Annotated in this window: 19 protein-coding genes, 1 tRNA gene and 1 pseudogene; 11 read left to right on the top strand and 10 right to left on the bottom strand. The window is 65.0% G+C overall.

Translation table 11 applies throughout. The features are described 5' to 3' along the window. Nucleotides 1–29: 29 nt before the first annotated feature. The 4 genes from ACIBG0_RS08875 to ACIBG0_RS08860 form a co-directional block, all read right to left on the bottom strand. Nucleotides 30–749, bottom strand: a complete 720-nt coding sequence (locus ACIBG0_RS08875; protein ID WP_397030696.1) for a class I SAM-dependent methyltransferase — start codon at nucleotides 747–749, stop codon at nucleotides 30–32. Nucleotides 750–954: 205 nt separating this feature from the next. Then, nucleotides 955–2,202, bottom strand: a complete 1,248-nt coding sequence (locus tag ACIBG0_RS08870) for an erythromycin esterase family protein (RefSeq protein WP_397030694.1) — start codon at nucleotides 2,200–2,202, stop codon at nucleotides 955–957. 122 nt (nucleotides 2,203–2,324) lie between these two features. Further along, nucleotides 2,325–3,434 carry a DUF4185 domain-containing protein gene (locus ACIBG0_RS08865; protein WP_397031197.1) on the bottom strand — a complete coding sequence of 370 codons (1,110 nt, stop codon included), beginning with the start codon at nucleotides 3,432–3,434 and terminating at the stop codon, nucleotides 2,325–2,327. A gap of 177 nt (nucleotides 3,435–3,611) precedes the next feature. Further along, the gene (locus ACIBG0_RS08860) at nucleotides 3,612–4,361 is read right to left on the bottom strand and encodes a crotonase/enoyl-CoA hydratase family protein (RefSeq protein WP_397030692.1); all 750 of its coding nucleotides are present in this window, start codon (nucleotides 4,359–4,361) and stop codon (nucleotides 3,612–3,614) included. A gap of 111 nt (nucleotides 4,362–4,472) precedes the next feature. On the opposite strand from ACIBG0_RS08860, the gene ACIBG0_RS08855 reads away from it, so the two are divergent. From ACIBG0_RS08855 to ACIBG0_RS08845, 3 genes are read left to right on the top strand one after another with little or no spacing between them, the layout of a single operon-like run. Continuing rightward, nucleotides 4,473–6,005: an acetyl-CoA acetyltransferase gene (locus tag ACIBG0_RS08855; protein ID WP_397030690.1), complete on the top strand. Its 1,533-nt coding sequence runs from the start codon at nucleotides 4,473–4,475 to the stop codon at nucleotides 6,003–6,005. Next, on the top strand, nucleotides 6,002–6,820 hold the full coding sequence (locus ACIBG0_RS08850; protein WP_397030688.1) for a crotonase/enoyl-CoA hydratase family protein: 819 nt from the start codon (nucleotides 6,002–6,004) through the stop codon (nucleotides 6,818–6,820). The genes ACIBG0_RS08855 and ACIBG0_RS08850 overlap by 4 nt, the downstream gene beginning before the upstream one ends. A 49-nt stretch (nucleotides 6,821–6,869) precedes the next feature. Further along, the gene (locus ACIBG0_RS08845) at nucleotides 6,870–7,472 is read left to right on the top strand and encodes a TetR/AcrR family transcriptional regulator (RefSeq protein ID WP_397030686.1); all 603 of its coding nucleotides are present in this window, start codon (nucleotides 6,870–6,872) and stop codon (nucleotides 7,470–7,472) included. Here the strand turns inward: ACIBG0_RS08845 and ACIBG0_RS08840 are convergent. Beyond that, the gene (locus tag ACIBG0_RS08840; RefSeq protein ID WP_397030684.1) at nucleotides 7,456–8,244 is read right to left on the bottom strand and encodes an alpha/beta fold hydrolase; all 789 of its coding nucleotides are present in this window, start codon (nucleotides 8,242–8,244) and stop codon (nucleotides 7,456–7,458) included. The two genes, ACIBG0_RS08845 and ACIBG0_RS08840, sit on opposite strands and share 17 nt — an antisense overlap. Before the next feature lie 107 nt (nucleotides 8,245–8,351). On the opposite strand from ACIBG0_RS08840, the gene ACIBG0_RS08835 reads away from it, so the two are divergent. From ACIBG0_RS08835 to ACIBG0_RS08820, 4 genes are all read left to right on the top strand, one after another. Next, on the top strand, nucleotides 8,352–8,576 hold the full coding sequence (locus tag ACIBG0_RS08835) for a hypothetical protein (RefSeq protein WP_397030682.1): 225 nt from the start codon (nucleotides 8,352–8,354) through the stop codon (nucleotides 8,574–8,576). Continuing rightward, on the top strand, nucleotides 8,563–8,859 hold the full coding sequence (locus ACIBG0_RS08830; RefSeq protein WP_397030681.1) for a hypothetical protein: 297 nt from the start codon (nucleotides 8,563–8,565) through the stop codon (nucleotides 8,857–8,859). Before ACIBG0_RS08835 ends, ACIBG0_RS08830 begins: the two co-directional genes overlap by 14 nt. A gap of 116 nt (nucleotides 8,860–8,975) precedes the next feature. Continuing rightward, the gene (locus ACIBG0_RS08825; RefSeq protein ID WP_397030679.1) at nucleotides 8,976–9,305 is read left to right on the top strand and encodes a hypothetical protein; all 330 of its coding nucleotides are present in this window, start codon (nucleotides 8,976–8,978) and stop codon (nucleotides 9,303–9,305) included. Between the two features lie 151 nt (nucleotides 9,306–9,456). Next, nucleotides 9,457–9,527 (top strand) — tRNA-Gly (locus ACIBG0_RS08820). A 62-nt stretch (nucleotides 9,528–9,589) separates the two neighbouring features. Here the strand turns inward: ACIBG0_RS08820 and ACIBG0_RS08815 are convergent. From ACIBG0_RS08815 to ACIBG0_RS08805, 3 genes are read right to left on the bottom strand one after another with little or no spacing between them, the layout of a single operon-like run. After that, a complete protein-coding gene (locus ACIBG0_RS08815; RefSeq protein ID WP_397030677.1) occupies nucleotides 9,590–9,790 on the bottom strand; it encodes a CDGSH iron-sulfur domain-containing protein in 201 nt (66 codons plus the stop codon). After that, nucleotides 9,774–10,415, bottom strand: coding sequence for a HemK2/MTQ2 family protein methyltransferase (locus tag ACIBG0_RS08810; RefSeq protein WP_397031195.1), 642 nt, complete (start codon nucleotides 10,413–10,415; stop codon nucleotides 9,774–9,776). The genes ACIBG0_RS08815 and ACIBG0_RS08810 overlap by 17 nt, the downstream gene beginning before the upstream one ends. After that, nucleotides 10,415–11,473, bottom strand: a complete 1,059-nt coding sequence (locus ACIBG0_RS08805) for an iron-containing redox enzyme family protein (protein ID WP_397030676.1) — start codon at nucleotides 11,471–11,473, stop codon at nucleotides 10,415–10,417. The genes ACIBG0_RS08810 and ACIBG0_RS08805 overlap by 1 nt, the downstream gene beginning before the upstream one ends. A gap of 107 nt (nucleotides 11,474–11,580) precedes the next feature. On the opposite strand from ACIBG0_RS08805, the gene dcd reads away from it, so the two are divergent. Further along, complete coding sequence (gene dcd / locus ACIBG0_RS08800; protein ID WP_397030674.1) at nucleotides 11,581–12,153, top strand: dCTP deaminase; 573 nt, start codon at nucleotides 11,581–11,583, stop codon at nucleotides 12,151–12,153. Nucleotides 12,154–12,560: 407 nt separating this feature from the next. On the opposite strand, the gene ACIBG0_RS08795 is transcribed toward dcd, so the two are convergent. Beyond that, a complete protein-coding gene (locus ACIBG0_RS08795; protein WP_397030672.1) occupies nucleotides 12,561–13,010 on the bottom strand; it encodes a hypothetical protein in 450 nt (149 codons plus the stop codon). Nucleotides 13,011–13,324: 314 nt separating this feature from the next. On the opposite strand from ACIBG0_RS08795, the gene ACIBG0_RS08790 reads away from it, so the two are divergent. The 3 genes and pseudogenes from ACIBG0_RS08790 to ACIBG0_RS08780 all read left to right on the top strand — a co-directional run. After that, nucleotides 13,325–14,665 (top strand): helix-turn-helix domain-containing protein, encoded by a 1,341-nt coding sequence (locus ACIBG0_RS08790; protein WP_397030671.1) that lies wholly within the window; start codon nucleotides 13,325–13,327, stop codon nucleotides 14,663–14,665. Between the two features lie 480 nt (nucleotides 14,666–15,145). Further along, entirely contained in the window at nucleotides 15,146–16,402 is a 1,257-nt protein-coding gene (locus ACIBG0_RS08785; RefSeq protein WP_397031193.1) for a pyridoxal phosphate-dependent aminotransferase, read from the top strand. Nucleotides 16,403–16,810: 408 nt separating this feature from the next. Next, nucleotides 16,811–18,079, top strand: a pseudogene (locus ACIBG0_RS08780) (YibE/F family protein); the annotation flags it as partial. A 370-nt stretch (nucleotides 18,080–18,449) separates the two neighbouring features. Here the strand turns inward: ACIBG0_RS08780 and ACIBG0_RS08775 are convergent. Next, complete coding sequence (locus ACIBG0_RS08775; protein WP_397030670.1) at nucleotides 18,450–19,784, bottom strand: Hsp70 family protein; 1,335 nt, start codon at nucleotides 19,782–19,784, stop codon at nucleotides 18,450–18,452. Nucleotides 19,785–19,810 lie beyond the last annotated feature (26 nt).

Raw genomic sequence — 19,810 nt, 5'->3', positions numbered from 1 at the left:
GGTCGGTGAGCCGAATTATCGGGGCGTCGTCAGGTTTCGCGTGGCTGCTCGATAGGGGTTTCGGACTCGACGGCAGGCGGGTCTGCCGGCGGTTTGGTGGCGATGACCAGGGCGTCGATGGCGTCGCGTTCCTCGGTGGGGCGGTAGATGCGGTCGGCTACGCGGACGCGGATGCGGTGGGGGTCGGGGCCGAGGTCGGCGATGATGTCGTCGGGGGTGAACAGAACCGAGGGGTCCTTCGGGCCACCGAAGCCCTCGGTGAGATTGGTGGTGTCGTGGCCCAGGATCAGTAGGGTGCCCTCGGGGACGAGCAGATCGGCGAGTCGGCGCACCAGCGGGCGACGTTGTTCGGCGGGCAGGTGCAGGAAGACCATCAGCACGAGTTCGTACGGGCCGGTGATGCCCGCGGCATCCAGATCGGTGACATCGGCACACTGCCAATTGATCCGATGGCGGACCGAGCGGGAAAGCCGACTCGCGATGGTACGGCCCTTATCGATGCCCACCTGTGAATAGTCGACGGCGTGCACCTGCCAGCCGTGCGTGGCCAACCACAGCGCATTGCGACCTTCACCGCAGGCGAGATCGAGGGCACGCGGCAGTGCGGGCGGCTCGCCGTCGGGAGTATCCGGCACTAACGGCGTGACCCGCTCCAGCCCGTAGACATGCTCCACGACGGTGCTATTCGGCGGTGCACCCCAGACCAGCTCACTCTGCGCATACCGCATATCCCATTCGGTCGCGTCCATACGCGCGAGTGTATTTGCCCATACCGCGCCTTTGCGCCGTGCGCCCGTACTCCTGCGACGGCCGTGCGCCGCGGACGCGCTGCCGTGCATTACGCGATGGCCGTGCACCGCGCAAGGGCCGGGTGCTCGCGACCGCCGTGCTCCGCGACGGTCGCGAAACCATCCGCTGTGTCCGCCGGGATGATCGTGGGTGGTCGGCCGGGCGCTAAGAACTCGCTTGGGGCAACCAGTGCACCGGTGAGGTCTCGCGGATGTGGACGAGTACGTCGTAAGCGTCCACGAGGGATCGCACGGTGGTGTGGGCGGTCGCGTCCTTGGCTGGATCGTAGATGCCGCTGATCGTGCGGAGTTTTGCCGGTTCGTGCAGCCACTGTTGCGCCGATTTCGGTGCGTCGCTGTGCAAGTCGATATAGAAGGCGGGCAGGTCCACCATGCCGAGCGTCGCGTCGACCAGGTCCGACAGCGGTTCCGGTGCCATCGCCATACCGAGATCGCCGTGATGGAATCCGATGGCCACCGAGACGTACCGCGCACCGAAATGTTCGCGCAAATAGCTACCAGTACCGCGGAATTCGGAGTTCTCCGCCGGGCCGTCACCGAGAGGTAGGGCCGCGGTGTGGGCTATGCCGTCCCAGTACGCGATTTTCGCGCCGGTATCGCGCTGCCATTCGATGACCCGCTGTGCGGCGGGGCGCTCGTCGCGTGCGAAACCACCCTGTCCGGCGACGCTCTTCTCGTGGAAATCGACGATGAGCCGCAGATGCGCCAGTGCATTCTCGGATTCTGTTGTCACCGGGAGCTTTTCGAATAATGCCAAGGCATCGCGTGCATCCTCGATGAAGGGGCGGCCGGGGTGAATTCCTTGATGGCGCTGCACATGTTCATCGATCTGATGCGCGGTGCGTATCGGGACGAGATGGGATTCGATGGCGGCCAAACGATCCGGTGCATACTGTCGAACGTAATCCAGCACCACGTCGTAATCCGACGATTCCGCCCGCGGCGGCTCGACGCCGAGAATTCGCACGGGATCGTTCGGGTGTTTCCGATTGAATTCGCGAATCCACGCCAGTGCCGCCGCCATTTCGGCGGTTCGGGTCGGCCGCCACGCATCCGCGAGCGCCGATTCGGGATCACCCACGCCGGTCCGCACATAGGCATCGAGTCGCTCACCCGAACGCGCACTGTCCTGCACCGCGAGCGTGCGGAAACCGTATTGTTCGACAAGCACCCGGAATACCCGCTCACGCAGTCCGAAGGTCTGTCGAGAGAATCGGGTCGACTCACCCAACCCGACCACGGTGGCCGATCCCAGCCGCTCGGCTAACGCCGCGATATCGGATCCGATGCTATTCGAATGCGTATCGAAAATCGGCTGTGCACGCGCGCGCAACCATTCGCGCAAACCCGAAGTGCCGCTATTCGATTCGCTGGATGCGAGGGTGCTGCCCATGGTCTCTCCCGAAGCTCGACGACGCAACGTACCCAGCCTCATACCTGAAGCCCCATTGAGGTCAAGTCGGCGGAAAACTGGCAACGGCACATGACCGTGGCCACGTGCCGTTGCGGAAGGGACTAGAGGGTAGTGCGCATTAAGACCACGTTGTACTGGGTGTGCACCGTGGTGACGAAGTACAGGTCGCGTCCGGTTTGGTACGGAAAGATCGACGGAGCGTACGCGGCCGGGAGCTCGCGGGTGTCGATCAGCACCTCGGGATCGCTCCATGGACCCACGGGTGAGCTGGCCCGCCGCATGACCACCGAGTTGAAGGGATCGGTGGTGAGCGAGATGAACTGCCCCAGATACGCGTTGTACATCACCGACATCTCGCCGACGCCACCCATGATCGGCGCCGCGGCATTGACGTCGCCCTTCTTGCTCCAGTGCTCGCCGTCCCAGTACTCGTACTCGCCTAGATTCGCGATATCGGCTTCCCTGACCCGCGCGACATACGCCGCCCGGTTGCGCCCGGACTGGGTGCCGTATTCGTAGACGTAACCGCCGTCCTTGACGAACGCGTTCATCTGGAAGTTGGCATTACCGCCTTCATTCGGCCGCCGGGTCTCGGGTAGCTCGGCCCAGGTCTCACCGTTATCGCCGGAGACGGCGAGTCCGGAGAAATTCGTGGTCCACCGGCCGACATCGTCCCAGCTCTGCACCGACATCAGACTCATGTACTGCGCGCCGCCGACCGAAATGCCAGCGGTGGGGATCCGGCTGATCTCGATGAATGGAATCTTCGGGCTCGGAATCAGATCGCGGGCCTGGCCGAAGATATCGCGCACGACGCTGTCGAAGTAGATGCCGTTGGACGGATCGTGGGTGTGGCTGCGTACGAGAATATTGCTGCGCCACGCCCAGGTGCTGCCCGCGAGCAGATTCGGGAAGCCGAGTCCGGCGGTATCACCGAATGCGGTCAGCATCTCGCCGTCGCCGTTATCCCACATGATGCCCAGATCGGTGCCGAGCACGTTATAGGCCTGGGTATTGTTCGGGCTCGCCATCCCGGTGACCTGGAATACCGCCCTGGTTCGGCCGACCAGATTCGGTAATCCATTGGTGCCGTTCAGCACCGGGATCGGGTTGATCGCATTGGGGTTTGCCGTGGCTGGGGTAGTCGCTATGAGGAGCAATGCCGAAGCTCCTGCCAGTGCCGAGAGCAAGGCGGACGCGGTTTTGTGCAATCTCAAAGCCCTCCGGTTATGGCCGAAGTGGCACGATACGCAGGCCCCCACACCGTGTGTCGTGTCACATTTCGGCTGGCTGGCGAATCGTTCAAGATGCTAACAGCGAAACCGGGAAATTGGTGGCTTGTGTGATTCGTCTGGAAACTTGTAAGCGTTGCGCTACCTGAATTGTTATCAGCGGCTACGGGATATGGCCTGCCGCACAATCAATGGCAGTTGGGTGGCCCGCTCGATGGCGAAGGTGCGCCGAGCCGAGGCATGCCAGGAGCGATCGAAGAGTTGTTTGGCTCCCGCGACGGCCTGCGGAGAGCGGATCGCGATGCGATCGGCGAGCTTTTCCGCCGCCGCGACCGGGTCCGGGGTCACCTCGGTGACCAGGCCGATGCGCTCGGCGTATGCGGCGTCCACGATATCGGCGGTCATGGTCAGCTGCAGTGCCTTGTCGACGCCGATCAGCCGGGACAGCGTCGCCGCGCCGGTCATATCCGGGACCAGACCGTACTTGGCTTCCATTACCGAGAATTCCGCGTCGGGGCTGGCGAAGCGGACGTCGGCGGCCAGTGCGAGCTGTAGCCCGCCGCCGTAGCAGTGGCCGTGTACCGCTGCGATCACCGGCACCGAGAGTCGACGCCAGGCCCAGCAGGCCTCCTGAAAGGTATTGGTGCCGCGCCAGGGCAGCGGGATGAAGCCGCGGATGACGGCGAGCGGATCGCGGCTGGCTCCCGCGAGGTCGAGGCCGCTGCTGAAACTCGGGCCGTTGCCGGCCAGGATGACCGCGCGGACCTGCTTGTGCTCGGCGACGGTATGCGCGGTCGTGACGAGATCGCGCAGCATCTCGATGGTCAGGCCATTGTGCTTGTCCGGCCGGTCCAGGGTGACGTAAGCGCGGTCGTCAACAAACCGTAGCGCGATATTCGAGGCCATTCCCGGATATTACCCGCGAGTCAGTTCGAGGGCCATTGCCCTTTGTGCATGTGCTTTGTTCTAATCGAACGCAAGTTACCGTCAACACTGACGGTAAAGAGCGGAGGAACCATGCTGCCACCCGGATTGGATCCGCGCACACCGGTACTTGTCGGCGTCGGCCAGATTGTGCACCGCACCGGCGAGCCCGGGCTGCCCGGACCGGTCGAACTCGCCACCGAATCGCTGCGCCGCGCGGGCGCCGACAGCGGTACCGGGGATCGGCTATTGCGCTCGGCGGATCTGATCGCGGCCGCGGCCTCGGTCAGCAGGCCCTATCCGGATCTCGGCGCGTTGGTCGCGGCAGGACTGGGCGCCGCGCCGAAGCGAACGTGGCAATCCGCGCGATTCGGCGGTGATGCGCCGCAGCGCCTGGTCAATACCGTCGCGCAGGCCATCGTCGACGGGCGCTGCGAGATCGCGCTGATCACCGGTGCCGAGTCGGTCGCATCCTGGAATGCGGCCACCCGCACCGGCGGCGCACTCGATTGGCCCGAGCAGGACGAGGATGTGCGACCGACCGAGCTCATCGGCACCGAACGTGGCCCCAACACCGAAATGGAGACGGCGGCGGGACTGTGGGGGCCGATCTATTTCTATGCGTTGATGGAGACCGCGCTGCGCGCACGACTGGGCCTGAGCGAGGCCGCGCATCGTGAGCGGATCGGGGGACTGTGGTCGCGGCTCTCGGCGGTGGCGGCCCGGAACCCGTATGCATGGCAGCCCGCTGAACAGTCGATCGAAGATCTGGTGACGCCGACGCGCGCGAATCGCATGGTCTCCTCGCCTTATCCGAAGCTGCTCGTCGCGAACCTGTCCGTGGATCAGGGGGCGGGACTGATCCTGTGCAGTGCGGCGGCGGCCGATGCGGCGGGCGTGCCGAGGGACCACTGGGTCTTTCCGCATGGCGGGGCCAGCGCCACCGACGGGTGGTTCGTCTCCGAACGTGCGGATATGTCCAGGTCACCGGCCATCGCGGCGGCTGGTCGGGCGGCATTGTCCGGCGCGGGTATCGGCATCGACGATGTCGCGCATATCGACCTGTATTCGTGCTTCCCGGTCGCGGTGCAGGTCGCGGCCGAGGCGCTCGAGCTGCCGATCGACGATCCGGCACGGCCACTGTCGGTCACCGGCGGACTCACCTTCGCGGGCGGGCCGGGCAACAACTACGCGACTCATTCGATCGCGACGCTGGCCGGTCGGCTGCGCGATGATCCGTCGGCCTACGGCCTGGCGAGCGCACTCGGCTGGTACATCACCAAGCACGCCCTCGGCGTCTACTCCGCGCGCCCACCCGCGCGGCTCTTCCATGCCGCCGCCCCGGAAGTGCCTGTGGCACGGCGTGATACGGCACCCGGCTACACGGGGCCGGCCATCGTCGAGGCCTACACGATCGCCTATCGCAAGGGCACCGCGCCCGAACACGCCGACGAACCCGAGGCCGTGGTGATCAGCGCGTTGACTCCGACCGGTGCCCGCATACTGGTTCGGGCGTCCGATTCAGAAACCGTCGCGGCGTTCACCGACGGCGACCCGATCGGCGCGCAGGCCGATGTGATCGCCGCCGATAAGCTCACTTTGCTCACCGAGAGGACTGTCAAATGAACGCAGCGTCGCACAGCGAGTCCGTGAGTGGTGGCGACCGGGAGACGGATCGGCATGACTTGGTCCTGGTCGAAAAGCGCGATGCGATAACGCTATTGACCGTCAATCGCCCGGAAGCCCGCAATGCCATCAATTTGGCCACCGCGCAGGCCATCGAGGCGGCGATCGACGAGTTCGAGGCCGATGCTGACGCGCGCGTGCTCGTGCTCACCGGCGCGGGTGGAACCTTCAGTGCTGGAATGGATCTCGTCGCGGCATCCAAGGGTGAGATGCCGATAACACGCAACCGGGGTCCGCTGGGCATTGCCGCGAAACCGCCTACCAAACCGATGATTTCGGCCGTGGAAGGTTTCGCATTGGCCGGTGGTTTCGAACTCGCACTCTCCGGTGATCTCATTGTCGCCGCGAATAATGCCCAGTTCGGTATTCCGGAGGTCAAGCGCGGTCTGGTCGCCGCGGGCGGTGGTGTACTGCGGCTGACCCAGCGGTTGCCGCGTCCCATCGCCGCAGAGCTGGCGCTCACCGGTGGCCGCATCGATGCCGAACGGCTCTACCAGCTCGGACTGGTCAACCGGGTCACCGAACCCGGTGCGGCGCTCGACGCCGCATTGGCATTGGCAGCCGAGATCGTCGCGGCCGCACCGCTTTCGGTGGCGGCGAGTAAGCGAATCATCGATGAATCGCCGGACTGGTCCGTCGCCGAGAGCTTCGCCAAACAAGGCGAAATCGCGCTGCCCGCGCTGTTCTCCAAGGATGCCGCCGAAGGTGCGCTCGCATTCGCGCAGAAGCGCGAACCCCAGTGGCAGGGGCGCTGATCCGATGCCCGAACGCGTCCGGGAGACGCAAGTGCAGCGGCGCTCGCGCATGCGCACGCGGCTCCTGGACGCGGCGGTGGAGAGTCTGGTCGAGGTCGGCTACGCCGGTACCACCACCCTCGGAGTGCAGAAGCGTGCCGGGGTGCCCCGCGGCACGCTGCAACATCACTTCCCGACCAAGGCCGATCTGCTCGCCGGTGCCGTCGAACATCTGGCCGAACGCCGATTCGCCCAGCTGACAAGGGAATTCGAGGCAATTCCGGTCGGTGCGGATCGCCTCGAAACCGCGGTCGAGCTGACCATGCACATGTTCACCGGACCGTCATTCTGGGCGGCGCTGGAGATGTGGGTCGGCGCGCGCACCGATCCCGAACTGCTCGCGGCCTTTCTGCCGCTGGAGCATCGACTATTCGACCTGATGCACAACAGCATTCGCGATATCTTCCGTCAGGAATTCCCGGAGGACCCGCGCGTGCCAACCATTACCGAATTCACCATCGAGATCATGACCGGTCTCGCCATGCGTGTGCTGCTCACCGGCGATCTGGACCGCAATCGAATCCTGCGACACCGCTGGGGAAACGCGGTGCGGATCCTGCTCGGCGAGGCGGATCCGACAACCTTGACCCGACCGATCAGTGACGTGGGCTGATGGTGTCGAGCAGAACCCGCGCGCATCCGGCCGGATCATCGAAGAACGGCGTGTGGCCGCTGCCGTGCAGCGTGACGTGGCGGGCGTTCGGCAGCACGGCGCGAGCCTTCCTGCTCTGGGTGGCGTAGGTCAGCAGAATGTCCCGGTTGCCCCAAGCGATGGTGACCGGAATGTCGGCCAGTGCCCCGATTTCGTGCAATTTCGCATCGGTGAAGGAGGTAAGGGCGGGCTCGAAACCGGGCGCGTCGGCCGCATCGCTGGCGGTGTCGATGGCCACCTGTGGATCGATCGCCCATGGCTTGCCGAAGATCAATGACAGGAATACGGTGCGACCCGCGGCGGTGCCGAGCACGTCGGGCAGCCATCGGCGCAGCACCCGCGCGAGCTGGCGGGATTTGCCGAGTGATTGTTGGCACCACACGCGGCCGGGGGTGTCCCAGAATCCGATCGGCGAAAATGCCGTGACCGAGCGGGCCGCACCCCGTGCGCCGAGGTTCAGGCAGATGAGTCCGCCCATCGAATTGCCCGCCAGATGCGGGCGCTCGATGCCCTGTTCGCTGAGGAAGTCGGTGAGCGCTTCGGTGAGGGTGTCGACGGTGGTGTGCTCGATCGGCGCCGACCCCGCGAAGCCGGGCAGATCGACGGCGATGACGTCGAAGGATTCGGCGAGGGTGTCGATGATCGGCTCCCACACCTGCCAGCGGCTACCTACGCCGTGCACCATGACCAGCGGTTCCCCCGCGCCAACCCGGTGATGGTTCAACGTAGTCATAGCTGTGACCGTACAGCGGTTCGCACCCGTTGGACCGAGATTTCCGGCCACCACCTCCGGCCGGATTTCCGCTGGCAGTCGACCGAAACGCCGGTACGATAAATGGTATGGCAACGCGTAAGGTCACCCTCTCGCTGGACGAGGCATCCTGGGCCTTCGCCGAACAGGCGGCGGCCCGCGCTGGGATGTCGCCGTCGGCGTGGATATCGAAGGCAGCGCGTCGCGAAGCCGTGCGGACCGGCGTCGGCCCGATACCCGATGTGACGGCCCTGGCCACGACGGACGAGGCGGAGCTGGCCGCCGCCGAGGAGGCGATGCGTGCGCAGGGGTGAACTGTGGATCTATCACCCACACGGTTCGCCGCGGCGCCGTACCGTCGTGCTCATCAGCAGCGACGGCATCAATGAATCACCGAGGCAGTGGCTGATCGCCGCCGAGGTCCTCGACGAGGATCCGCAGGACATTCTGGCTGTGCCCGTCGAACGGCACGGGTGGGTACATGCCGGGAATATCGGTCGCATCTATCGCGGATGGTTGGCCGAGCCCATCGATGAGATGGAAGCCGATGCGCTGGATCGGTTGGATACCGCATTGCGCGCGGCCATGGACCTGTAACCCACTTCCCGGCTGGGAAGTCGATCGCTGCGCTACCGCGCGGCGCCGTACGGCATTATCGTTGCGGCGCCACCGCGGTGGCCGTGTATTCGAACTGAATCGAGAAGAGGAATCAGGTGCGGACCTTCCTGATCGCCGCAGCGCTCGTCGCGCTGCCGATACTGGCGGCGTGCGGTAACGACAAGGGCTCGGACCAGCCCGCGGTAACCCAAGCCGACCTCTCCAAGTCGCTCCAGGACAAGGGACTCAAGGACAAGAGCCTGGCCGACTGCGCCGCGAAGCTCTATGTGGACCAAGGTATTTCGCAGGAGGGCCTGCGCAAGATGATCAGCGACGAATACGACGCCAAGGCCGCCGACGCCAATAACTTCGGCATGAGCCAGTCCGATGCCGACAAGGCACGCGCGGCCAACACCAGGATCTTCACCGAATGTCGCGCGAAATAGCGGGTTGGCCAAGTTTATGCGCCCCGGACTCCTGGGTTCGGGGCGTGACCCGCTGAAGCCGTTGCCTCACTTCGACACTCAGCGGCTCGAGCAAGGAAGTTGACCGGCTCAGTGTCTGGTCTGATAAAGTCGCGGACGCGCACAGCGCACTGCCGATGTAGTTCAATGGTAGAACTTCTGCTTCCCAAGCAGACAGCGCGGGTTCGATTCCCGTCATCGGCTCAAAAGGGCCCTGACCAGCATATTTGCGGTCGGGGCCTTTCTTTTCCGGCAAGCTGTGCGGTTCAGTCGCGGCGGTGTTTGCGGTGGCTGGTGTCGCACAGCGGGTAATTCTTCGAGCGACGGCACAGGCAGATGGCCACCTGGAAACGGTCGCAATGCAGGGTCCGCCCGTCGGCCGTCACCAACTCGACGGGGCCCTCCACCAAGAGAGGTCCATCGGCGGTGAAGGACAGTCTGCGCACCGGATCAGATTCGGTCGGCACGGATCACCACCAGCTCTTCATGTCGTTGTCGTGGACCGATCAGACCGGTCGCCTCGAGCCAGGCAGCTCTGCGGCGCATAACCGGCCCGAACGGCAGGATGGCCCGGGCGACGATCGCCGCTTTCAGTCCACCGCCGCGCAATTGGGTCAGGGTTCGATCCGGATCGCAGACCGTGGAATGCACGATCAGGCCGATACCGTTGTGTGCCAACAGTGCCGGCAACCGGTGGCACAACTGGTTCAATACGACACGTCCGTGGTGTCCGGCGTCCCAAGCGCGCGTGCGCCCCCGACCCGGGTGAGCACTCGGTACATAGGGCGGGTTGGCGACCACCACATCGAATCGACGATCGCCAAGTGCGGTGGCGACATCGCCACGCACGACCTCCACGCCGATGCCGCGGATGCGGCTGTTGAGCCAGGCCGTGGCGACCGCCGCCCGGGAGATATCCACGGCGGTGACCGACGCGGCTCCGGCCAGTGCCGCATGGATCGCGAGTACACCCGTTCCGGTGCAGGCATCCAGTGCGCGCCCACCGGGCGGCACCGGCGCATCCCGCATGGCACGGGCGAGCAACCAGGTATCTGCTTGCGGGCGATAAACGCCCGGCGGGCGAATCAACATCACATTCGCCGATTAACCCGAATAGTGCTGCGCAATCGGTCCGCTGGTATCGAATCGGGCGCGACGAGCCCCGGACTGCGCAGTGAACTGCGCCCGGATGCCCAGTTCTGGGCCAGAACATGATCGGCGAAGCGATCTTCGAGCAGGTTGGTGGCCTGGATGCCGAGGACGATCGACGAGGTCAGCTCGGGTTGTCGAGTGATCAGGTCGCCGATCACACCGCGTCGCATGACCTGTTCGTGGACCGCGTCCGCCTCCACATGTTCGGCGTAGAACCGTACGCACTCCGGCGCCGCATCGAGTCTGCGCAGGGCTTCGACCATCCGCGCCGCCCCCGGCGGCGAGGTTGTCTCAACGGTTGCGAAATGCCCGACCAGCGCACCGCGCAAGTGCCGGTGCAGCCCGAATAGCGACATCATGTTGACCACCGCCAGCATCGGCGCGGGCACCACATCGAGGTAGTACAGGTAGCCGGACTCGAGCCCGGCCGCGGCCATCAGGTCCGCATAGAGCTGTGCGTGCACACGCTCGCCGCGTCCGCCGCCGAATTCGTCGAACTCCACCGCGACCAGCGACGCCTTGGCCTGACCGCGCAGTCTGGGGATCACCCACGCATACGGATCGGCCTCCTTGTGGTGGTAGATCGATCGATGCACGAAATACTCACGCATCTGCCACCATTCACCGGCCTCGCGCAGGTGCGCGCCGATGTCGGTCGGTTCGGTGGGCTCGGTGACCAACTGCGCCAGCTCGGCGTCCAAGTCGACGCCGCCCGGCACGTCCCGCAGCAGCGCGTCGAGGAACCGTTTTTCACATGCGGCCCGCAATTCCAATAACCGCGGATTCCATTCCCACCCCGGATCGACCCCGTCGAAACCCTGGTAATGCAGCTCGTAACACAGCTGCAGAGCCAGTTGCAGATCCTCGCCGTACGGGTCCGCATCGATCATGGATGGGACGGAACGACCGATATCTCCGCGCAACGTCTCGATGATCCCCGCGGAGAGTTCCCCGCGCGGTCGAGGCAGAACGGGCGCCGAAGTGTCGACTGCTGTCATGGTTGCGCAATACCCGACCTCGGCGAATCTATCGCCGCGCATGCGGCCGAACTCGTGCCCGAATGGCGGCTGAGGAGCGGGATCGAGCAGGCGCTACGCTCGTCGGCGTGCTGCTTTCCGATCGTGACATCCGTGCGGAGATCGCCGCTGGGCGTCTCGGCGTCGAGCCGCTGCTGGAAAACCTGATCCAGCCGTCGAGTATCGATGTGCGCCTGGATGGGTTGTTCCGGGTCTTCGACAACAGTCGCTACACCCATATCGATCCCGCGCAACGTCAGGATGAGCTGACCAGTCTGGTCGAGCCGGACGAGGGCGAGCCGTTCGTACTGCATCCCGGCGAATTCGTGCTCGGCTCCACATTGGAGGTGTGCACGTTGCCGGACGATCTGGCCGGTAGGTTGGAGGGTAAGTCCAGTCTCGGACGGCTCGGCCTGCTGACCCATTCGACGGCGGGCTTCATCGATCCGGGCTTCAGTGGCCACATCACGCTGGAACTGTCGAATGTGGCGAATCTGCCGATCACCCTGTGGCCGGGTATGAAGATCGGGCAGCTGTGTCTATTGCGCCTGACCAGTCCGGCCGAGAACCCCTATGGCAGCACCAGCGCAGGCTCGAAGTACCAGGGCCAGCGCGGACCGACGCCGTCGCGGTCTTACTTGAACTTCCCGCTGCCCACCTAGGCCCTGTCTCGAAGTCGGTCTCCGAGGCCACCATCCGGCGTCGAGCCGAGTCGATAGACCGTTCCGGACAGTGGGCAGTACCACCATTCGACTCGGCTCGATGGAAGCTCCGCCACTAGTCGATTACTCGGCGGCAGCGCGGGTTTCGGCGGTTGCGACCAGCGGCGGGCATTGACGGCAGCAACCCGCACGCGGCGCTGATCCGAACGATCTTCCTCGTCTCGCTCGAAGCTTGCGCCTGCGTACGGGTTACCGGCGCCGGCACGCGACTCCGGTGCCCTTTCACTGCCATTCGCGTGTGGAACCGGCTTGCGAACACCCGACCGAGTCCGCCCCTGTCGACTGCCATTAAGAGGGGCGGACTCGGTAGGCCCGGCGCCGAGCGGCGGCGGGGACCGACGACGCATTCAGTCCCCGCCACCCGCCCCCACCGCGAGTGCCGTCGTGATGATGACGGATAACGGTGGGAGCGTGTCGCCGAGACTCGGTGGGTTGACCCAGAAGCACCCTTCCCGGGTCCACCGTCCGAGCCCGGTCGGCAACATCACGGCACTGCCGATGGCCGGAATGCCTATATCCAGACGGTTCAGCACCTCCAATATTTGTGCGCCCGGCCGACTGTCCGGCTCGGCGAGGAAGCTCCAGCGGATCTGCCTGGCCAGCATGGGACCCCTCGTCCCCTGCTTTTCCAATGCGGCCCTGACCTTTTCGGCCCGAGCCGTCGGTAGATGGACCACGCAGACCCGGCCGGTGATGGGTAGCATCACGAACCCGCCGCGCTCGGCGACCGGCAAACCGAACTCGCGCCGGTAGTAGGCCACCCAATCGTCGACTGTTCTGAGTTTCTCCACATTCACGGCCAACTCCTTGCCTCCTCGAATCCAAGGGTCCTGTGCCGGACGGCGATTCGGGAATTGCCCACCCGCCCGCCTTCCACTGCCTTTCCGCTGCCTCGGTATCGGATTTGCGGCGTTTTTCGGTGCCCTACGTGGTCACGCTTCGCTACCGCCTCCGGGACCCGTCGCTCACACCGCCGATAGCGGAATGCTTTTGCCTGTGGCCGCACTCACAAACCGCTCGTACTCTGAGAAGGAGTTCGCTCGGAAGGGGTGACATCGTGGTCCGGCAATGGTCAGGTAAGGAAGCCCGAGCCCTTCGCGATGCCAGGCGGATGAGTATCCGGGAGTTCGCGGCTCATCTGGGAGTGCACGAGCGCCTCGTATCGAAGTGGGAGGCCGGCGGTGCGCGGGTCCATCCGCGTCCGGTCAATCAAGCCGCCCTCGATACCTCCCTGGCCAGGTCCGACGATGTTGTGCGGGCACGGTTCGCGGCCATGATCGATCAACCCGTATTCGATCGACCGACCGCGCCCGGATTCGACAGGCGGGTCGAGGCATCGGCCCGCGCCAACTATTCCAGTGACGCGGACCTTTTGGCTCTCATAGACGCCGGTGCGATGAGAGGTGATGCGTTAGCGGCGATTTCGGAGAGGGATCTGATTATGGCGGCTGCCCATGAGGCGAGCGAGCACGCCGGCCGGGCCGAGAGCACCAATGTTGGTGCCACCACCTTGGAACAGCTCGATGCCGATGTCACGCGCATCGCGAACGACTATGTGCACATCCCGCCGGTACCGATGATGGTGGAGATGCTGCGGGTGCGACGCCGGGTCTACCGGCTGTTGGAGGGCCATCAGCGTCCCGCCGATACCAGCCACCTGTATCTGCTGGCGGGCACGCTGTCGGGATTGCTCGCCAATGCGAGCACCGACCTCGGCTATCTCGATGCCGCCGGCGAGCAGATCAGAGCGGCATGGGCCTATTCGGAATTGTGTGGTCACAACGGGTTGCGCGCCTGGACCCGCGGCATGCACGCGCTGATCGAATACTGGTCGGATCGGCCGCGCCGGGGAGTGCTACTGGCGCAGAGCGGGCAGGAGTTCGCCGAATCGGCCACTGCCAAGGTGCGACTATTGAATATCGAGGCCAGGATCTGGTCCCGGTTGGGCAGTGACACCGATGCCGATCGCTGCATTCGGGCCGCCGATGATGCCCGCGAGACGGCCGACACCGACTCACTGCACGACGAGGTCGGCGGCGTCTTCGGCTTCAACGAGGCCAAGGCCCACTACTACGCGGGCGCGACCTATATCCATCTCGGTCAGGCCGAACCCGCATTGGCCGCGACGCAGCAGGCCATCGAGTTGTATGCGAACGGGCCGTCCGAGCGGCGCTCCTATGGCACCGAGGCGATGGCCCGGGTCGACAGCGCCGCAGCGCATCTGATCAACGGCAGTCTCGACGGTGCGTCCGCCGCCCTGCTTCCGGTGCTGGGCCTTGCCGAGGACAAGCGAATCGCCCAACTCGAGGAACGGCTCATCGGCCTGCGGCATCGGATCGCCGGACCCCAGTTCCGCGACGCCGTCGAGGCGCGCTTACTCGATGAGAAAATCGAAGAGTTCTGCGAATCCACTGCGGCCAAAGGCATCCCGCCGGGCAAGTCCTCGTCTTGATTCGGCCCACCAGTCGACATCAGGCCACTTCCGTGCGCTCTCAGCCCTGACGGAGCGAGTTTTACGAGTGAGGAGTTCGTGGCGGGTCTGGCGTTCGAGTCGTTGACGCGGATGCGCTGCGGGCGCGGGGCTCGCCGTTGCCGCATGCGTGCAACAAGTGCTGAATGCCCTGCCACCACCAACCACTACGGAGAGTTTTGCGAGTGAGGAGTTGGTGGTGCGTCTGGTGTTCGAGTGGTCGAAGCGCGTGCGCCCGCAGGCGCGGGACTCGACCTTCCGGCATGCGTGCATCGGGTGCCGAACGTCCCGCCACTACCGACCCCAACGGAGCGAGTCTTACGAGCGACCGTTCGCGGCCCGTCTCGCGTCCGAGCCGTCGAAGCGCATGCGCCGCAGGCGCGAGTCTCGACGGCTCGGACGCGAGACACCAGGGGGCCGCGAACACGCCGCGCCCGCGCGGCCAAAAATACAGATGGCACCATAGGCAGGGTGAGTCCTAGCCATCTACCGCACCATCCGCCGCGCGTGCTGGAGCAATCCACGAAGCTGCAGAACGTCCTCTACGAAATTCGTGGACCGGTGGGCGCGCATGCGGCACGGCTGGAGGCGGAGGGGCATCGCATCCTCAAGTTGAATATCGGCAATCCCGCGCCCTTCGGATTCGAGGCGCCCGATGTGATCATGCGCGACATCATTGCCGCGCTGCCGTATGCCCAGGGCTACTCCGAATCCAAGGGCATTCTCTCGGCCCGGCGCGCCATCGTGACCCGATATGAGCTGGTCCCGGGCTTTCCTGAACTCGATGTCGACGATGTCTACCTGGGCAACGGCGTCTCCGAGCTGATCACCATCACCATGCAGGCGCTGCTCGATAACGGTGACGAGGTGCTGATTCCGGCGCCGGACTATCCGCTGTGGACCGCCATGACCAGCCTGGCCGGGGGCACTCCGGTGCATTACCTGTGTGACGAATCCAACGGCTGGCAGCCCGATATCGCCGATATCGAATCCAAGATCACCGATAAGACCAAGGCGCTGTTGGTGATCAATCCGAACAACCCGACCGGCGCGGTGTACTCCACCGAGGTGCTGCAGCAACTGGTCGATCTCGCGCGCAAGCATCAGCTGCTGCTGCTCGCCGATGAGATCTACGACAAGATCCTCTACGACGATGCCAAGCACATTTCGCTGGCGACGCTGGCGCCCGATCTGCTCTGTCTGACTTTCAACGGACTCTCCAAGGCCTACCGGGTCGCGGGCTACCGTTCCGGCTGGTTGGCGATCACCGGACCCAAGGAGCATGCGGCTGGTTTCCTCGAGGGTATCGATCTGCTGGCCTCGACTAGGCTTTGCCCGAATGTGCCTGCGCAGCATGCGATTCAGGTGGCGCTCGGCGGTCATCAGAGCATCGAGGATCTGATCCTGCCGGGTGGGCGACTACTCGAGCAGCGTGATGTCGCGTGGGAGCGGCTGAATATGATTCCGGGCGTTTCCTGTGTGAAGCCGAAGGGTGCGCTCTACGCGTTCCCGAAGTTGGATCCGAACGTCTATGAAATCCGCGACGATGCGAAGCTGATCCTGGATCTGCTGCTGCAGGAGAAGATCCTGATGGTGCAGGGCACCGGGTTCAATTGGCCGAATCATGATCATCTGCGGATCGTCACGCTGCCGTGGGCGCGGGATCTCGCGGTTGCCATCGAGCGCTTCGGGAACTTCCTGTCGAGTTACCGGCAGTAGCGGGCTGGTCGGTCCGGTCTCCCGCGCCAGCGTGCGCTGGGCTACCGGATCGCCCTGCTTCTGGGGCCGAAACATACCCCGCGTACGGATATTTAGGAGTTTTAGTTACTAGCTAGCGCTAAACGAGACTTTTTGTGTACAGTGTCTCTTGGCACTTCGAGTGCCCGGTCAAGTTGTCTACCCCCCCTGGACAACCTGACCTCGGGTTAGGCTGCCTACCCCCCTGGGCGCCGACCTGCGGGCGGCGGAGACATCCCCCTGCTCTCCGCCGCCCCCTCCCGATTTTCCATTCGGAATCTTTTGACGACTGCCTGACAGTCGCTGTCGGTCGTGGATCCGATCTTGAAAATGAAATCCTTTAAGCTCGCACCCTGGACTACAGACGAAAAGGTAGGAGTCCGGTGAGCCATGAGTGATCATCACCATCACCACGACCATTCCGGCCCCATCGCGATCGGCGCGACCGCGGCCCGCGTTGTCGTCGGGTTGCTCGCCGCGATCGGTGTCGTCGTCGTAATCGCCGCGATCGTGCTGTGGCCGAGCAGCCAGCACATCGATATCCCGCTGCCGATGCAGAATGCGGGCGGTGGCGCGGTGCAGACCGAGGCCGGAACCGTGGTGATGCAGGACATCGGCGCCTGCGGCAGCAGTTCGATCGGCAAGGTGTTCATCGATAAACCCGAGCAGCCGCGTGCTGCCGGATATACCTGTCAGCGCAGTCTGATCAGCATTGATTCCGGTCCGCACAAGGGCAATCACACCCTGTTCGAAATCGCGCCCGGCCCAGGACAACCCGATTTGCACGCCGGTGATCACATCCGCATCGTGCGGCAGACCGATCCGAGCGGGATGCCGCTGTACTCGTTCGAGGACTACTCGCGCGGGCTCCCGCTGACCCTGATCGTGCTGGCCTTCGTCGTCGTGGTGATCGTGGTGGCGCGCTGGCGCGGGTTGCGGGCGCTGCTCGGGTTGATCTTCGCCTTCGCGGTGCTGGTCCTGTTCATGCTGCCCGCGCTATTGGACGGTAAGCCCGCGATTCCGGTAGCGCTGGTCGCGGGTGCGATGATCCTGTATGCGGTGCTGTATCTCGCGCACGGTGTGAATCTGCGCACCAGTTCGGCGCTGCTCGGCACGCTGACCTCGATGATCGTCGCGGCGGTGCTGTCCTGGATCGCCATCGAGATCACCCATCTGACCGGGCTGTCCGAGGAACAGAACACCAACGTCGCCACCTACATTCAGCACGTCAGCATTACCGGTCTACTGTTGGCTGGCTTCATTATCGGTTCACTCGGTGTGCTCAACGACGTCACCATCACCCAAGCCTCGGCCGCCTTCGAACTTGCCGCCATCGACGAATCCGCCTCGCGTCGTGAGGTTTTCGCCGCCGCCATGCGCGTCGGTCGGGACCACATCGCGAGTACGGTCTACACCCTGGTGCTGGCCTACGCCGGCGGCGCGCTTCCCTTGCTGCTGCTGTTCAGCGTCGCGGGCCGTTCCATCCGCGACGTGCTGACCGGTGACGCGGTCGCCATCGAAATCGCTCGCTCCTGCGTCGGTGGTATCGCGCTGGCGCTTTCGGTCCCGTTGACCACGGCGATCGCCGTAATGCTCGCCCGTCCCTTCGGCCACAAGCCCGAACGCGTTGCCCCGTCCCGGCACTCACGGCATGCGAAGTCCGAGTCGTCCGCATCTTCCCGGCGCTCCGGCGGTCCGTCACGTCCGTCCAAGCCGTCCAGCGGCGGCGTCGCCACCGATACGAGAGATACCGGACGGCGGCGGATCTCGGATCAATCCTGGGACGAGCAGCCGGGCACCGGCTCGAACAGGCAGGTCTCCGGAAACGATCAAGTGGCGAATCCCCGTGCATACGACCGCGATCACGGCTACCGCAGCCCCGATCCCCGGGAATACGAGCCCGACTACGACACCGACCCGCGCGGCTACCGCCGTCCGGATCCGCGCGGATACGAGAGCACCTGGGGCGATGAGGGTCCCGCCCCTCGGTAACTGCCGCCGGATAATGCCTGGAGTGAGCCTGACCGGTTCAGCGTGGCGCGGGTGGCGGGAAGGGGAGGATCACGGGCGGAATCGTCGGCACCACGATCGGCGGAAGTCCTGGCACGACAATGGTATTCGGGCCTGGCGTGGGCGAAGGCGGATCCGTGGTCGTCGCACGGTACGGTGGCGGGGCTGCCACGGACTCGCTGGACTCGGTGGTGTTGGCCGGGGCGACCGCGATCTGCGGGTCCAGGGTGGTAGTGCGCGGCGGGCTGGTCGGGGAGACCGAGGTTGGGCGGTCACTGCTCTGCGAATCGCGCGTGAGAACCTGTGGACCGTAACCGAGTCCGAGTCCGATCGCCGCCACGACGACTAGCGCGCTGACGGTCAGCACTGCGCCATTGATTTCCCGCTTGCCGCGGCGCCGCGTTGGCGGTGCGGACAGCCAGGCGGGCGAGAGCTCATCGTCATCGAGCAGCGCATCCGCGGCGGGCGCGCGCTGTTGCGGAGTCTGCACGACGGTGCGCACCGGACGTGCCATCAGCGCGGCACCGCGGGTGACCACCGTCTCCGGGCTGTCGGGCACGATGACCGGCACACCCATCCAGCGTTCGAGCACCTTGGCGATCAGCGGAATTCGCGCACAACCGCCGATCGCGAGCACACCGTGCACCGGGCGATCCGAGCGCACGATGACATCGCGCGCCATCCGCGCCGACGATTCGATCGCCAGCATGATCAGGGCTTCGAAATTCTCCTGGGCCAGCAGCACCAGACCCTGTTCGCTCGGCAGCGCCACCGCGGTATTCGAAGACAGTTGCTCCTTGGCCTCGCGGCACAGCGCGTCCAGCGCGGCCAGGCCCGCCGAATCCGGCGGATGTGCGATCCGGCCCGAGGCGATCTGCTGTTCACGGATCAGCGAATCCAGGTAGTCACCGCTGATATCGCTGGTGCGTTCGCTGTGACGGATCTCACGGGTCTGGGTGTCGACGACGCTGACCGTGAGACCGGAGCTGCCGAGGTCGTACACGACGAGTGAGGAGATACCGCGAATGTCTCCGGTGGCCTGCGCGAATTCCACCGCCGCGACAATTTCGGGCACCAGTTCGTAATTGGTCAGCTGCTGACGCGCCATGGCCGCGCGCAGCGCCTTGGCATGCTGCTCACTGCGGTAGGCGATCGCGGTGGCCGCGATACCCGGCATGGATTCCAGCGTCACGCCGATCGCCTCGGCGGCCAGCTCCTCCACCTGGTGTTCGACGACCGGAATGGTCTGCAGATCGAAGGAATGCGGGGCGATGGGGCCGTGGGGGCTCGCGGTGTGTGGTCGCGCCATTCGGACGGCGCCGGCCCCCACCGAAACTCCCAGAACCGAACTCATCAGCTGCCCATCCCGTTTCACACATC

The sequence above is a fragment of the Nocardia sp. NPDC050630 genome (genome assembly GCF_044457245.1).
Lineage (GTDB): Bacteria > Actinomycetota > Actinomycetes > Mycobacteriales > Mycobacteriaceae > Nocardia.
This window is presented reverse-complemented; position numbering and strand designations above follow the sequence as displayed.